Here is a 14454-nt window from a genome sequence, read left to right as displayed (position 1 = left end):
CATGTTCAAGGACCCTGCCATGAGCCGTATCTACGCAGACAACGCCCATTCCATCGGCAACACGCCGCTGGTGCAGATCAACCGCATCGCCCCGCGTGGGGTGACCATCCTGGCCAAGATCGAAGGGCGAAACCCGGGCTATTCGGTGAAATGCCGTATCGGCGCGAACATGGTCTGGGACGCCGAGAGCAGCGGCAAGCTCAAGCCGGGCATGACCATCGTCGAACCGACGTCGGGCAACACCGGCATCGGCCTGGCCTTCGTTGCCGCGGCCCGTGGCTACAAGCTGATCCTGACCATGCCGGCTTCGATGAGCCTGGAGCGGCGCAAGGTGCTCAAGGCCCTCGGTGCCGAACTGGTACTCACCGAGCCTGCCAAAGGCATGAAGGGTGCGATCGAGAAAGCCAATGAAATCGTCGCCTCCGACCCGGCCCAGTACTTCCTGCCTGGCCAGTTCGACAACCCGGCCAACCCGGCGATCCACGAGAAGACCACTGGCCCGGAGATCTGGAACGACACCGACGGCGCGATCGACGTGCTGGTGGCGGGCGTCGGTACCGGCGGCACCATTACCGGTGTGTCGCGCTACATCAAGCACACCCAGGGCAAGTCGATCTTGTCGGTGGCCGTCGAGCCTGTGGTTTCGCCACTGATCACCCAGACCCTGGCCGGCGAGGAACTCAAGCCCAGCCCGCACAAGATCCAGGGTATCGGTGCAGGCTTCGTGCCGAAAAACCTCGACCTGTCGATCGTCGACCAGGTCGAGACCGTCACCGATGAAGAATCCAAGGCCATGGCCATCCGCCTGATGCAGGAAGAGGGCATTCTTTGCGGTATCTCTTGCGGCGCGGCGATGGCGGCAGCGGTGCGCCTGGCCGAAAAACCGGAAATGCAGGGCAAGACCATCGTGGTGATCCTGCCGGATTCCGGCGAGCGCTACCTGTCGAGCATGCTGTTCAGCGACATGTTCAGCGAGCAGGAAAACCAGCAGTAAGCTGACCCTGGGCAACACTCGGCGACCCGGTTTATTACAAAATCTTTAATACAGCCATCCCGTTCCGGTTATTTTTACCGGCGCGGGATCGGTTTATGATGGCCGGATGATTTTCGTCAGCATCAGGCAGCGCTGGCCTGCTGCTCAGCAAGGAGTGTTGCATGACCTTTTCCTTCGTCGCCAAGGCAGGTGTACTGTTGGTGTTCTTCGGCAGCGTGCTGTTCGTGCACCTGCGGGGCAAGGCGCGGTTGCCGGTGTTGCGCCAGTTCGTCAACCATTCGGCGCTGTTCGCCCCTTATAACGCGCTGATGTACCTGTTTTCTGGCGTGCCGTCCAAGCCGTACCTGGACCGTACACGCTTCCCTGAGCTGGATGTGCTCAAGGATAACTGGCAGGAAATCCGTGAAGAGGCCATGCGCCTGTTCGACGAGGGCTACATTCGCGCCGCCGAGAAAGACAACGACGCCGGTTTCGGGTCGTTCTTCAAGAAGGGCTGGAAGCGCTTTTACCTGAAGTGGTACGACAAACCGCTGCCGTCGGCCGAGGCTCTGTGCCCCAAGACCGTCGAACTGGTCAGCCGTATTCCCAACGTCAAAGGCGCGATGTTTGCCCTGTTGCCCGGTGGCAGCCACCTCAACCCGCACCGCGACCCCTTCGCTGGCTCTTTGCGTTATCACCTGGGGCTGTCCACGCCCAACTCCGATAACTGCCGCATCTACGTCGATGGTCAGGTGTACGCCTGGCGCGACGGTGAAGACGTGATGTTCGATGAAACCTACGTGCACTGGGTCAAGAATGAAACAGACGTGACCCGCGTGATCCTGTTCTGCGACATCGAGCGTCCGCTGAGCAGCCCGCTGATGACCCGCATCAACCGCAAGGTCAGCGCCTTCCTCGGCCGCGCCACCGCGCCACAGAACACCGATGACGAACGTGTGGGCGGCATCAATCAGGCGTATGCCTGGAGCAAGCGCTTCAGCAACAAGATCAGCAGCCACGTGAAGCAGTTCAAGCGCGCCAACCCCAAGGCCTACCGCATCCTGCGGCCGGTGCTGGCGGTGGTGGTGGCTTATCTGCTGTATCGCTGGTTGTTCTAAAGCAGTCCAGCCCAATCGTCGCGGTTCGTCGCCACGACAAACCGGCTCCCACAGGTTTTGCTTAGCGCTTGAAGGCGGTGCAAAAAACTGTGGGAGCGGGTTTACCCGCGAAGCATCCACCGCTATAGTCCAGGCACTCACTTTCTCGAAGTCCCGATCATGCCAGCCATCCCTTCCACCACATGCTTTGCCATCGCGCCAGTCGCGGGCATGGTCGTGCGTGGCAGTCAGCAGCCGGTCATGATCAGTCATTACCCACCACCTGTCAGTGGCGTCGTTGGCGGCGTAGCTCCGCCTCGCTGCGTGGTCGTGCTGGGCTGATCGGCTTCTGGCCGTATCCTTCGCACACGCAACCTACTGAACACGGTCGGCTACTTCCCTCGCTGAAGCACACGCCTTCCGTTCGGCTTTTCTGCCCGATTACAGGTGGCAATACATGTCTGTCTTTTCCAAAGCATCCGTGGCCTCGGCGGCCACGACCAGCCTGTTCGTCCTGCTGTGGAGCAGCGGCGCAATCGTTTCCAAACTTGGCCTGGCCCACGCCAGCCCCTTTGCCTTTACTGCTGCGCTCGGCTCTGGCGTTGGTTGGCCTGCTGCTGATCAGCCCGTTGCTCGGCCTGCGCTGGCCGCAAGGCCGTGTTGCGGTGCTGCGCGCCCTGGGCACCGGTTGCGTGCTGCTTGGCGCCTACCAGATCTTCTACCTGCTGGCGCTCAATACCCATGTCACCCCAGGCGTAATGGCCACGGTGATGGGCGTGCAACCGATCCTCACCGTCGTGCTGATGGAACGCCAGCGTTCCTGGAGCCGGCTGTTCGGTCTGGGCTTGGGGCTTGGCGGGTTGGTGATGGTGGTATTCCAGGGCATCAACCTGGGCGGGTGTCGCTGGCCGGCATGCTGTTCGCCTTGCTGGCGCTAGCCAGCATGACCCTCGGTTCGATCCTGCAGAAGCGCATCACCGACAACCCCATGGGCACCTTGCCGTTGCAGTACCTGGCCGGCTTTGCCATGTGCGCGCTGTTCGCACCACTGCAAACGCTGCATGTGGAGTGGAGCGGTGGCTTCATCGGTGCGCTGCTGTGGATGGGGTTGGTGGTGTCGTTGCTGGCCACCTTGCTGCTGTACCGGCTGATTGCCCGGGGCAACCTGGTCAACGTCACCAGCCTGTTCTACCTGGTGCCTGCGGTAACCGCGGTGATGGACTTCCTGTTTTTCGGTAACCGCCTGGCACCGTTGAGTCTGTTGGGCATGGGGCTGATCGTCGTTGGTTTGCTGTTCGTGTTCCGCAAGCCTTCAGCACGCCTGGCCGAGGCCTGATTTCAGCGGAATTCTTCGGGGATGGCGTGTCGCAGCACGCCTTCTTCGAAGTCCAGGGTGCCGGCCTGGCGTTGGGTCAGCAGGTAGTAGAGCAGGGTGTCCAGCGTCTGGCTGGGCGGGACGTGAACCGCCAGCATCTTCGTGGCCTGCTGGGTTTCGCAGGTACAGCCGAATTCCTCAAGCGCCGTGCGTACTTGCTCCAGCGTGTCGGGTGCCTTGGCCAATACGCGAAACACCGTGGCGCCACCGCTGTGCAACAGCGTGTCGAACCAGACCCGCTCGCCGTCCTGGTGGATGCTGATGAGGTCACCGGGGGCAATGCCGTAGGCATAGAAGGGGATACTGTCGACCTGGTAGCCGATGGCGCTGCGTGTGACCCAGAGGCCTTCGACCGATGCGGGTGGGTAGCCTTGGGCGTCCTGCTCCAGGGCCAGAGCACGATCTTGTGGTCGGAGGACATGGTCGGGGTTCAGGTTTCTTGAGGGCGGCTTATCGTAATGCCCTTTGCCGAGGTTGTCTGCACCGGCCCTATCGCCGCGGCTTGTCGTGGCGACGAACCGCGGCGATAGGGCCGAACGCTTCAGAAGTAATAGCCGATGTTGATGTTGGTCCGGTAATACCAGTCATTGCTGCCCACCGAACTGGTGCTGGTCCACCCCGTGCCGTTCTCCGCGCCGCCGAAGGGGTTGGCATTGCGTGCCCAGGTCAGGTCGACCCAGGCCATGATCGGCATGGCCAGGAACTGGGCGCCGACGGTGAACATCTGCGAATCGTCCCAGCCGCTTTTGTCCTTCATCATCCGGCTGTAGTCGGTGTAGAACTTGATCTTCTTCAACTGCCCAAGGTTCGGTGTGAACACGTCATAGCCGACGTTCACCGCGCCGATGGTCGCCTTCGAGGCAATCAGGTAAGCCGGGGTAAGGCCATTGCCTCCCATCAGAATTACATCGTCGCTGACCCCGTCCGGGTTCTTCGGGTTGAATTCATAACGGATTGCCTGACCTGTCACCGTCCATGGCCCGCGATTGAACAGGGCATGTACGCCGCCTGCCCAGTAGTCACCATCATCGTCGGTGGCAGCGTTGTGCAGCTCGGCCGCGGCCAGCGAGGCGCCAAGTTCGGTTTTCCAGCCTTCACCGCTGAAAGTGCGGGCCACCCGTGCGTTGAGCTGGTGGCGCTTTTCGTTGTCCTGGCGCGACTGGGTGAAGGGCACGGCGTTGTCGTTCAGGTCGGCGTAGCGCCCGACCTCTGGCGAGTAACGCAGGCTTGAAGGCAGCATGCGCGGGAAGTAGCCCAATTGCAGGTCCCACTGTGCGTCCTTGTAGCTGTACTTCAGGCCTGTTCCGGCACTGACGCCGTAGCCCATGAAAAATGGAATGTGGTAGCTCCAGCCAAATTGCGGGTAGGGCTCCAGGCCAAAGGGTTTGAACGGCGCACCCAGTTGCAGGTTGGCTTGTGGGCTGAAGCGGTAGCCGACGAAGCCACGGTCGATGGAGCGTTTGCCGTCATCCTGGAACCAGTAGCCGACGTCGCTGAACAATTGGCGATGGCTGGCCTGGACGTCCAGGCGGAAGGTGTCGAACAGGAAGCGGCCGTTGTTCTCTGTGGTGTCCCAGTGTTCGTCGCGGTAGTTGACGCGCAGAGCGCCGCCGATGTCGAGGCTGCTCTGCCCATCGTCGCTGCGCCAGGCGATGTGCGGGAAGGGCTTTTTGGCTGTCGGCGGCTGGTCGGGAGCGGCGGGGCCGGGTTCCGAGGCGAAACTTGCGCAACTGCCGAGAATGAGACCGAGGCTTATCACATATTTGTTCATGCCATGCCCTGCAAGGTTGGGTGGTTTTCCGCAGGCAATAAGGAGCGTCGCCCTTAGTTGCGGGTTTTTTGTTTTATGGGTGATATGTTGTTTTACGCAGGGATAAGAGCAGGTTTTGTGCCAGTATTTATTTTTGGTTAAAAGTCTATGTAAAACAATTATTTATATTTGAAACGCTTGAGTTTGTTCCCTATCTGAAACCGGTTGTAAGTTTGGTTACGGATATGCCCATCGATAGTGCGCAAGTGCACCCCAGTGTGACGTGCTTGTGTCAATTTTGGCCTGTGGGAGCGGGTTTACCCGCGAAGAGGCCATAACAAGCGGCATGAATCCCGGCCAAAAAAACCGGCCTCAAAGACCGGTCAAAGATACGCGTAAGCAACTCATTCAATTCAAAGGTCGAGCACCAGCCGTCGGCTCTTGCACCCTGACACACACACCATCATCGAGCCGTTGGCCGCGCGCTCGGCCTTGGTCAATACGCCGTCGCGATGGTCGATATCGCCCTCCAGCACCCGCGTTTCGCACGAGCCGCACACCCCTTCACGGCAGCTGTACTCGATATCGCACCCGGCTTCGAGCAGCACATCCAGCAGATTCAACCCAGGCTCGACGCTGACCGTCTTGCCCGACCGGCTCAGCTCGACGCTGTAACTGTCCTGGGCATCCTCGGACGGCGCCACTTCGGCGGCGGTAAAACGTTCGATGTGGGCATGGGGGTAACCCAAGCTCTCGCACGCCTGTTCGAATGCGTCGAGCATCGGCGTCGGCCCGCAGCAATAGAAGTGCGTATCCGTCGGGCGCCCGGCCAGGTAGCCCGCGAGGTCCGGCAGGCATCCCTTTTCATCGTTGAAGTGGTAGACCACCTTCGCCCCAAGCCCGGCGATGTCCTCCAGCAATGCCGCCTCTTTGCGCGAGCGGGCGCAGTAGATCAGCTCGGCCGACCTGCCGAGGGCCAGCAGTTGGCGGAACATGCAGTAGATCGGCGTGATGCCGATACCGCCCGCCACCAGCACGCTGTGGCTGGCGTAGGTGTCCAGGGCGAAGTTGTTACGCGGTTGCGAGATCTGCAGCTGCGTGCCCACCCGCAATTGCTCGTGGACATAGCGCGAACCGCCACGGCTTGCGCGGTCACGCAGAATGCCGACCACGTAGCGGCCCTGATCGCTTGGCGCATTGAGCAGCGAATAGCTGCGCACCAGGCCGTTGGGCAGGTGCAGGTCGATGTGCGAGCCAGCCTCGAACGGCGCGAACACCGTGTCGCCCCAAGGGCGCAGTTCGACGCTGATGATGCCCTCGGCTTCATGGCGCAGGGTGTGCACCAGCGCATTGATGGTGGAGGAGTTGGACATCGGTCACCTCAGCCCAGTTGCTTGGTTTCGATCAGGGCCAGCTGTTCCTTGGCCTTGCTCTTCAGGTAACGGCGCAGGCGCACCACGCCGAGGTCGTGCTGGTACAGGTTCTCGCGCTGGTTGGCGTCGAACTCCATGAACTCCAGCAACACCCGGTCCTGTTCCAGCACCGCCCAGTGGCGCGCTTCCAGACGGTTCTTGTAGAGGAAGCGCCAGGTGTCGCGCTGCCAGCCGGTCAGCGGCCGCGCGCGCCAGTGGAACACAGCGGACAGGGCACGGCTGCTGGGGGTGTAGCTGCCGATGATGGTGAAGTTGCCGCCGGGGCCGCCGGTTTTCGGGTAAGGGATTTCCAGGCGCAGCCAGTGGCAGCCGTTGTCGAGGAACTCGGTCCAGTCGAAGTTCACCCCGCGCTGGCCTTCCTTCTCGAAGAAGAAGCCCTGCTCGGTGTCGCGGGTGACGAACTTGGCGGTGGCTTCGCCTTCGCTCATGGAGTGGGACATCTTGTGCAGGTAGGTGCCGTGCATCGGGTCCATGACATTGTCGAGTACGTAGCGATAGTCACCTTTCCACTCGGTGTAGCAGAGGAAGCTGCTCCACTCGGGCGAGGTCAATTGCTCGGGCAGCACCAGCTCTGGCGGCGTCTCCAAGTGCGGGTCGGTGGCGTTGAACAGGAAGATCGCGCCAGCAGCCTCGCGGGTATGGAACATCCGCGTCGGGCGGCTGCCTTCGAGCTTGCAGCCGGGGCTGCCGGGCACCTTGGTCACGGTGCCGTCGCAGCGTACTTCCACGCCGTGGTACGGGCACTGCAGGCGGTCACCCAGCACCGGCCCCTGGGACAGCGGCGCGCCGCGGTGCGGACAGTGGTCTTCGAGGGCGTGGACGCTGCCATCGTTGTCGCGCCACAGGGCGATCTTGTAGCCCAGGCGGCGAATCGAGACCGGCTTCTCGCCCAGCAGTTCCGACGGTAGAACCGGGAACCAGAGGTCTTTCAGGCCATTGGCCAGGTGTTGTTCAACAGGGTCGACGGTTACGTGCATGTTCATCTTGTTCTACCTCCAGCGGGTCACTCGCCCAGCCGTGCCATCAGGGTCTTGAAAGCCTCTTCGGTCCACTCGCCGCTGGTCAGCGGGCAGGGCGGGCCGGCCAGGTTGAGGTGGGCGAGCAACTCGCCCAGTTCGCTCACGCCGTTGCCGTAGGCGCGCTCGATGGAGTCGCCGAGCAGGTCCTCGAACGGCGTGTTGGGGCGTTTGCGCGCCTGGTGCGGCTGCAGGTAAACCTCGGTCGTGCTCATGAAATGCACCTCAATTGTTCTTTGGCTTGTCGGTGAGGAATTTGCCTTGTGGCGCTTCGGCGTGTTGCTGGCGCCGGGTATTGCCGTCGATGCCGCCGGCAATGGCCCACTCGGCGAATACCGTCGGGCCGGGTTCGAATTCGCGCGGTTGCCACTCGCCGGTCAGCTGGTCTTCGTCGGCGTAGTACTCCACCAAGGCGCCGGCCGGGTTCTTGAAGTACCAGAAGAACGCCGACGACACACGGGTGGCGGCCTGGGCCGATTTCGGTGGCCCAGCCGCAGCGGGAAATGTGCATGCCGCCGCCGAACACTTCGTGCAGGTCGCGCACGGTGAACGCCACATGGTTCAGGCCCGCACGCGGCGCTGGCAGCTGCAGCATGAACAGGTCGTGATGGCCACCTTCCTCGGCGGTGCGCAGGAAGGCGCCGCGCGGTTGGGGTAGCGGTCCGAGGCCTGGAAGCCGAAGCGCTCGTGGTAGAAGGCTTCACAGGCGTTGACGTCCTTGACGAAGAACACCACGTGGCCCACCTCGATGGGCGTGGCACGGTCGTAGACCGGCGCCGGCTTGTTGATGCGGCCCTTGGTCTGCCAGGTGTTGTGGCCACTGCACTCGATGTCCAGCGGACGCTTGCGGGTCACCTGCAGGCGGATCGCCAGGCCGTTGGGGTCGGTGCAGCCGATGCGGCCGTTGCCTTCCACGAAGCCCGGTCGTTGGCGATGCGCTGGCTGTACAGCGCAAGGTCCGCCTGGCTTTCCACGCCCCAGACCACCTCGCGCACGGTCGAGCCCGGCTCGATGGCCGGCGGCAGGCCGGGCTTGTCGATGGCGGCGAGCACCACGCGGCAGCCATTGAGGGTTTCGAAGATCACCTCGTCGGCTTGTTCGCTGACCTGGGTCAGGCCCCAGTCGGCGAAGAAGCGCGCGCAGGTGGCGAGGTCTTCCACGCCGTAGGTGACTTCGTCGATGCCCAGTACGCTCATTGCCCTGCCTCCACGCCGGCCCAGGCCAGCGGTTGATCGTTCATGCCCCAGTAGAGGCTTTTCTGTTCCATGTACTGCAGGATGCCCAGGCGGCCCTTTTCGCGGCCCAGGCCGCTGTCGCGCCAGCCGCCGAACGGGGTCGAAATGGAGAACTGCTTGTAGGTGTTGATCCACACCGTGCCGGCCTGAAGCTTGCGGCCCAGCGCCCAGGCGCGCTTGTAGTCACGGCTCCAGATGCCAGCGGCGAGGGCGTACAGGCTGTCGTTGGCCTGTTCGAGCAGTTGCTCTTCGCTGTCGAACGGCATGGCCACCAGCACCGGGCCGAAGATTTCTTCCTGGCAGACCTGCTGGTGGTTGCCCAAGCCTTCAAGGATGGTCGGCGGGTAGAAATAGCCTTGGTCGAACAGCCCGCCACTGGGGCGCTCGCCACCCAGGCGCAGGCGGCCACCTTCGGCAAGGCCCAGGCCACGTAACGCTCCACCGATTCGCGGTGGGCGGCGCTGATCAGCGGGCCCATCTGCGTGCGCTCGTCGGCCGGGTCGCCCACGCGCAGTTGCGCGGCGGCGGCGGTCAGGCGGGCCATGAACGGCTCGTACAGGGCGTGGGCGACGAACAGCCTGGAGCCTGCGATGCAGGCTTCGCCCGAGGAGCTGAATATGCCGTACAGCACCCCGGCCACGGCGTGGTCGAGGTCGGCGTCGTCGAGCACGATGGTCGGCGATTTGCCGCCCAGTTCCAGCGACACTGGCATCATCTTGTCGGCGGCGATATGGGCGATGTGCTTGCCGGTGCGGGTGCCTCCGGTGAACGACACACGCTTGACCAGCGGGTGACGGGTGAGGGCATCGCCCAGCAGCGAGCCCTTGCCCGGCAGTACGCTGATCAGGCCCTTGGGCAGCCCGGCGTCCTCGCAGATACGTGCCAGTTGCAGGGCCAGCAGCGGGGTGATTTCCGCCGGCTTGATCACCACGGCGTTGCCACCGGCCAAGGCTGGGGCGACTTTCTGCGCTTCGCTGGCAATCGGCGAGTTCCATGGTGTGATCGCCGCCACCACGCCCATCGGCTCGTACACGCTCATGCTGACGAAGTCGCCGCGTGACGGGGTGATGGTTTCTTCCAGGGTTTCGCAGGCCGCGGCGAAAAATTGGAAAGTGCCGGCGGCGCTGGCGACCAGGGCACGGGTCTCGGCGATCGGCTTGCCGTTGTCCTGGCGTTGCAACTGCGCCAGTTCTTCGGCGCGTTCGCGAATCAGCCCGGCGATGCGGTACAGCACTGCTGCGCGTTCGTGCGGCTTGCGCTGGCCCAGCCGCTGTGCAGGAAGGCCTGGTGCGCGCCCTGCACGGCGGCTTCGACGTCGTCCAGGCTGGCGGCGTTGAGCCAGGCCACCGGTTCACCGGTGGCGGGGTAGCAGGTGGCGTAGCGTTCGCCGCCGCCCTGGCGCCAAGTGCCGGCGATGCAGATGGGTAAGGTCTGTTCCAGTGTCATTGACAGTCCCTAGATGGAAATGGCGTGGGCGTGGTTGCCCAAGGCGCGGACCACGCTGTACACGGTCAGCGCCGAGGTTTTCGGGTTGGCCTGCAGCGGCTTGCCACGCAGGCTCATCTCGAAGCCGCCGAAGGCGCCACGGGCCTCGAAGTGGTGGACGTTTTCTTCGCTCAGCGGGTCGGCGATCAGCGTCACCCGGGTGCGGTCCAGGCCGATGCCGGCCAGCGACAGCGTGGCGGCGACGTTGGCGTTTTTCGGGTACAGCTGCGCCGCCTCGCGGGCGCTGCCCTGGAAGATCACCGTTGGCTCGCGCAGGGTGTCCAGTTCGCAGACCTGCTCGGCCGGCGTGTTCTTCCACGCCCGCGCCGGTTTGCGGCCGATGTAGTCGACGGTGTCCAGGCCGCCGACCTTGGCCGCCGACAGCGCATCGATGCCGCCGATGGCGCCGGGCAGCAGCTCGATGCGGGTATTACCCCGCGCCGCAGCTGCCTCCAGGCGCTCGACCAGGCCGGGTTCGGACAGTGCGCCGACCGAGACCACCAGGCAGGCGATGCCGCGCTCCAGTGCGGGCAGCACGTGCTCTTCGATGGCTTTATGGCCGGCGCATTCGACCAGCAGGTCGGGACGGGCGTCGGCCGGCAGCGCCGTGAGCACCTGCGGCGGCTCACGGAAGCAGGCCAGGCGTTGGCGCACCAGGTCTTCGGAGCCGGCCGAGGCGATCACCGCGTCGACGTGCAACTGCGGGTCTTTCTCCAGCAGTTCGAGCACGCTGACGCCAATGGCGCCGCAACCGATCATGGTGATGTTGAGCATGACGAGGTCCTCAGGCCGTGGCCTTCTGCGCCTTGGTTTCGCTGTTGGGCGGGCCGGCGAAGCGGGTGGCGAAACCGCCGACGCTGAGCATGTCCACTTCCAGCAGGAACGGGCCGTTGGCCTCCAGGGCGCCACCGAGTACGCTGCCGAAATCCTTGAGGTCCTTGACCAGGCCGTGGCGCAGGCCGAGGGATTCAGCGAGCTTGCTGTAGTCGGGGGTGTGCAGTTCGACGTAGGCGTGACGGGCGCCGTAGATGGCGTCCTGGATGTTGCGGATCACGCCGTAACGCTGGTCGTTCATCAGCAGGATGACCACATTGGCTTTTTCCTGAACCAAGGTTGCCAGTTCGCCCAGGTTGAGGATGAAGCCGCCGTCACCGGCCAGGGCGAATACTTTGCGCCCCGGCGCGGTTTCAGCGGCGGCCACCGCCGCGCCAATGCCCATCGCCAGGCCCTGGCCGATGCCACCACCCAGGGCGTGCACGCCGGACAGCGGGTGGTACAGGTTGAGCAGGCGGTTGCCCCAGATGCTGTTGGACAGGGTCACGTCGCGCACCCAGGTGAAGTTGCGCCCGGTCTGGGCCTGCAACTGTTCGACCATGGCCGAGTAAGGGCCCAGGTCGGCCACCAGTTGCTGGCGGGCCTCGGCGCACGGCCTTTAGCTCGTCGATGAAGTTCGGGTCGATGTTCAGGCGGCCTTGCAGGCGGTCGGCGAGGCCTTCCAGGGCCAGGGCTGCGTCACCGCAGATGAACAGGTCGCTGGGGTAGCTGCGGCCTTCGATGGCCGGGTTGACGTCGATACGCAGGGTGGTGCGCGGCAGCTTCAGGGCGTACTTGAAGGTTTCGTTGCTGCGCAGACGCGAGCCGGCCACCACCAGTGCGTCGCAGGTCTGCATGAAGCCTTCGACCAGCTTGTTCTGCGAGAACGCGCCCAGGCAGCGCTCGTCGTCTTCGTTGACCACGCCACGGCCCTGGGTCGAGGTGATCACCCCGACGCCCATGTCCAGCAGACGCTTGACCTGCGCCCCGGCATGGCGGGCACCGCCGCCGAGCCACAGCAGCGGACGCGTAGCACTGGCCAGGCGCTCGGCGACCAGGTCGAGGGCTTCGGCGGCAGGCGCGGCCACCGGAATCGGCAGCGGCGACAGGTCGGTCGGCATGGGGATGAACGCCGACTGGATATCGATCGGGATCTCGACACTCACCGGCCCGGTCGGTGCGGTGAGGGCCGTCTGCACGGCCAGCTTCAGGGTGCTCAGCGCGGTCTCCACGCTGCGTACGCGGAAGGCGGCCTTGGACACTGCCTTGAGCATGGTCAGCTGGTCGCGAGCTTCGTGGATGTAGGCCAGCTCCTGGTCCAGGTACGGCGTTTCGATCTGCCCGGTGATGTGCAGCAGCGGCGTGCCGGCGGTCAGTGCCTCGACCATGGCCCCGGCGGCGGCATTGCCGGCTGCGGTGCCGGTGGAGGTCAGGCATACGCCCAGGCCGCCAATGCTGCGGGCGTAGGCATCGGCCATGTTGGTGGCCCCGGCTTCGCCGCGCGCCATGACGAAACGGATGTTGCCGCGCACGGCGAAGGCATCGAGGATCGGCATGTTGTGGATCGAGATCACCCCGAATGCGGCCTTGACGTCGCATTGTTCGAGGAACGCGGTGATGACGGCACCGACGGTGACGGTGTTTTCGTTACGCATGGCGGGACAGGCCTCCGGATACATCGATATGACTGCCAGTGGTGTAGGCCGACAGGGGCGAGGCGAGGAACAGGATGGCCTGCGCCGCTTCCTTCGGCAGGCCAAGGCGGCCCAGGAATTTGCTTGCGTTGTGCCAGCTGCGCGGTCCATTGCGACCAGTCCAGCTCGCGTTCTTCGCGGGCCTCGAAGCGGCGCCGCCATTGCCCGGACTCGACCAGGCCGATGAGGATGCCGTTGACCCGGATGCCGTGTTCGGCGAATTCGAAGGCCATCGAGCGCACCAGGTTCTTCAGCCCGGCGCGGGCGGCGGAGGTGGCGACCATATGCGGTTCGGGCTGGCTGGCCAGCAGCGAATTGACGCAGACGATCGAGGCGTTCGGCTGGCCTTGCAGCTGCGCCATGAACGCGCGCACCGGGTTGATGACCGAGAAGAACTTGAGCTGCAGCTCTTCGTTCCAGGCCTCGTCGGTGGTGTCGGCGAAGGTCGACACTCGGCCTTGGCCGGCGTTGTTGACCAGCACCTGGGCCGGGCCCAGGGCAGCCAGGCTGGTGGCGGCGAAGGCCTGCACGGAGCTGGCGTCGAGCACATCGCACACCTGGGCCAGCAGGCGGGCTTCGGGGAAGCGTTCGCGCAGGCGCGCCTCGGCGCCGCGCAGGCGGTCTTCGTTGCGGCCGCAGAAGGCCACCTGGGCGCCGGCTTCGAGCAACAGTTCGACGCAGGCGTAGCCGATGCCGGACGAACCGCCGGTGACGATCACGGTGCTGCCTTGAAGTTGATAGGGGTTCATCTCAGTCCCTCATCAGCGCGGTGACGTGGCCGCTGCCGGGCCGGTAGTTGAGCAGGCGCGACAGTTCATCGGCGCTGCCGCGCACCTGGCCGAGCAGGTTGTCGAAATTGACGTGGCCGATTTGTACCGTGGGGATGGTCAGGCCCAGGGCGGCGACCACCTGGCCGCTGGCATCGCGCACCGGCGCCGCCACCGTGGAGATGGTCGACTCGAAGAAGCCTTCACCACTGACATAACCGCGCATGCGGTCGGCTTGCACCAGGTTGAACAGCTCCAGCACGGTTTTCGGCGTGCACGGCGAGTACTGCTCCAGGTGTTCTTCGGGGTACAGCTCGCGCAGCTCGGCCAGGCTCAGGTCGGCCAGCAGGATGCGCCCCAGCACGGTGGCATGGGCCGGCAGGCGGGTGCCGACGGTGACCGCGCTGGAGAACACCGAGGGTGGCGAGACCTTGGCCACGTAGACGATCGAGCGGCCATCGCGCACCCACCAGGTTGCTCGGGTAGTTGAGGTGGTCGCACAGCCGCGCCAGCAACGGCTGGCCAAGTTCGGTGAGTTCCAGCGAGGCCAGGTACTCGAAGCCCAGGCGCAGCACCGACATGCCGAGGCGGTATTCGTTGCCGCTGCGGGTGACGAAGCCCATGGTTTCCAGGGTGGTCAGCAGGCGGAAGATGGTCGAGCGCGGCAGCGACAGGCGCCGGGCCAGCTCGGGGCGGTCAGGGTACGGTTCTGCCGGCTGAATTCGCACAGCAGGAGCAGGCCGCGCTCCAGACCCGGACAATGTACTTGTCCTGGTTTTCCTTCAACGGATCCATTTCGTTCATAGCACGCTACCT

General features: G+C 64.2%; 8 protein-coding genes and 7 pseudogenes. 4 read left to right on the top strand and 11 right to left on the bottom strand.

Annotation, left to right across the window (positions count from 1 at the left end):
* Positions 1 to 19: 19 nt before the first annotated feature.
* From cysK to PspTeo4_RS15495, 4 genes and pseudogenes are all read left to right on the top strand, one after another.
* Positions 20 to 994, top strand: coding sequence for a cysteine synthase A (cysK, locus tag PspTeo4_RS15510; RefSeq protein ID WP_322364650.1), 975 nt, complete (start codon positions 20 to 22; stop codon positions 992 to 994).
* A 161-nt stretch (positions 995 to 1155) separates the two neighbouring features.
* Positions 1156 to 2091 (top strand): aspartyl/asparaginyl beta-hydroxylase domain-containing protein, encoded by a 936-nt coding sequence (locus PspTeo4_RS15505; RefSeq protein WP_322364649.1) that lies wholly within the window; start codon positions 1156 to 1158, stop codon positions 2089 to 2091.
* Positions 2092 to 2250: 159 nt separating this feature from the next.
* Positions 2251 to 2412, top strand: a complete 162-nt coding sequence (locus PspTeo4_RS15500) for a hypothetical protein (protein ID WP_322364648.1) — start codon at positions 2251 to 2253, stop codon at positions 2410 to 2412.
* A 115-nt stretch (positions 2413 to 2527) separates the two neighbouring features.
* Positions 2528 to 3406 (top strand): annotated as a pseudogene (locus tag PspTeo4_RS15495) (DMT family transporter).
* Between the two features lie 2 nt (positions 3407 to 3408).
* Here the strand turns inward: PspTeo4_RS15495 and PspTeo4_RS15490 are convergent.
* The 11 genes and pseudogenes from PspTeo4_RS15490 to PspTeo4_RS15440 all read right to left on the bottom strand — a co-directional run bounded on the left by PspTeo4_RS15490 (position 3409) and on the right by PspTeo4_RS15440 (position 14442).
* Positions 3409 to 3866, bottom strand: a pseudogene (locus tag PspTeo4_RS15490) (DUF4265 domain-containing protein).
* Positions 3867 to 3986: 120 nt separating this feature from the next.
* Entirely contained in the window at positions 3987 to 5216 is a 1230-nt protein-coding gene (locus PspTeo4_RS15485; protein ID WP_322364647.1) for a hypothetical protein, read from the bottom strand.
* Positions 5217 to 5608: 392 nt separating this feature from the next.
* The gene (locus PspTeo4_RS15480) at positions 5609 to 6568 is read right to left on the bottom strand and encodes a PDR/VanB family oxidoreductase (protein ID WP_322364646.1); all 960 of its coding nucleotides are present in this window, start codon (positions 6566 to 6568) and stop codon (positions 5609 to 5611) included.
* 8 nt (positions 6569 to 6576) lie between these two features.
* Entirely contained in the window at positions 6577 to 7611 is a 1035-nt protein-coding gene (locus PspTeo4_RS15475; RefSeq protein WP_322364645.1) for an aromatic ring-hydroxylating dioxygenase subunit alpha, read from the bottom strand.
* Between the two features lie 20 nt (positions 7612 to 7631).
* Positions 7632 to 7859 (bottom strand): recombinase-like helix-turn-helix domain-containing protein, encoded by a 228-nt coding sequence (locus PspTeo4_RS15470; RefSeq protein WP_322364644.1) that lies wholly within the window; start codon positions 7857 to 7859, stop codon positions 7632 to 7634.
* A gap of 10 nt (positions 7860 to 7869) precedes the next feature.
* A pseudogene (locus PspTeo4_RS15465) lies at positions 7870 to 8840 on the bottom strand (VOC family protein).
* Positions 8837 to 10325 (bottom strand): annotated as a pseudogene (locus PspTeo4_RS15460) (aldehyde dehydrogenase). The pseudogenes PspTeo4_RS15465 and PspTeo4_RS15460 overlap by 4 nt, the downstream one beginning before the upstream one ends.
* Before the next feature lie 9 nt (positions 10326 to 10334).
* Positions 10335 to 11138, bottom strand: coding sequence for an aspartate dehydrogenase (locus PspTeo4_RS15455; RefSeq protein ID WP_322364643.1), 804 nt, complete (start codon positions 11136 to 11138; stop codon positions 10335 to 10337).
* A 10-nt stretch (positions 11139 to 11148) separates the two neighbouring features.
* Positions 11149 to 12832, bottom strand: a pseudogene (locus PspTeo4_RS15450) (thiamine pyrophosphate-binding protein).
* Positions 12825 to 13620: pseudogene (locus PspTeo4_RS15445) on the bottom strand (SDR family oxidoreductase). The pseudogenes PspTeo4_RS15450 and PspTeo4_RS15445 overlap by 8 nt, the downstream one beginning before the upstream one ends.
* Before the next feature lies 1 nt (position 13621).
* Positions 13622 to 14442, bottom strand: a pseudogene (locus tag PspTeo4_RS15440) (IclR family transcriptional regulator).
* Between the last annotated feature and the right edge of the window lie 12 nt (positions 14443 to 14454).

It is taken from the genome of Pseudomonas sp. Teo4, from assembly GCF_034387475.1.
Lineage (GTDB): Bacteria > Pseudomonadota > Gammaproteobacteria > Pseudomonadales > Pseudomonadaceae > Aquipseudomonas.
This window is presented reverse-complemented; position numbering and strand designations above follow the sequence as displayed.

What these genes read in the sequence shown, in the direction of transcription:
- PspTeo4_RS15470 (WP_322364644.1), bottom strand. Translation starts at nt 7,859, where the DNA reads ATGAGCACGACCGAGGTTTACCTGCAGCCGCACCAGGCGCGCAAACGC.
- PspTeo4_RS15455 (WP_322364643.1), bottom strand. Translation starts at nt 11,138, where the DNA reads ATGCTCAACATCACCATGATCGGTTGCGGCGCCATTGGCGTCAGCGTG.
- PspTeo4_RS15500 (WP_322364648.1), top strand. Translation starts at nt 2,251, where the DNA reads ATGCCAGCCATCCCTTCCACCACATGCTTTGCCATCGCGCCAGTCGCG.
- PspTeo4_RS15505 (WP_322364649.1), top strand. Translation starts at nt 1,156, where the DNA reads ATGACCTTTTCCTTCGTCGCCAAGGCAGGTGTACTGTTGGTGTTCTTC.
- PspTeo4_RS15475 (WP_322364645.1), bottom strand. Translation starts at nt 7,611, where the DNA reads ATGAACATGCACGTAACCGTCGACCCTGTTGAACAACACCTGGCCAAT.
- cysK (WP_322364650.1), top strand. Translation starts at nt 20, where the DNA reads ATGAGCCGTATCTACGCAGACAACGCCCATTCCATCGGCAACACGCCG.
- PspTeo4_RS15485 (WP_322364647.1), bottom strand. Translation starts at nt 5,216, where the DNA reads ATGAACAAATATGTGATAAGCCTCGGTCTCATTCTCGGCAGTTGCGCA.
- PspTeo4_RS15480 (WP_322364646.1), bottom strand. Translation starts at nt 6,568, where the DNA reads ATGTCCAACTCCTCCACCATCAATGCGCTGGTGCACACCCTGCGCCAT.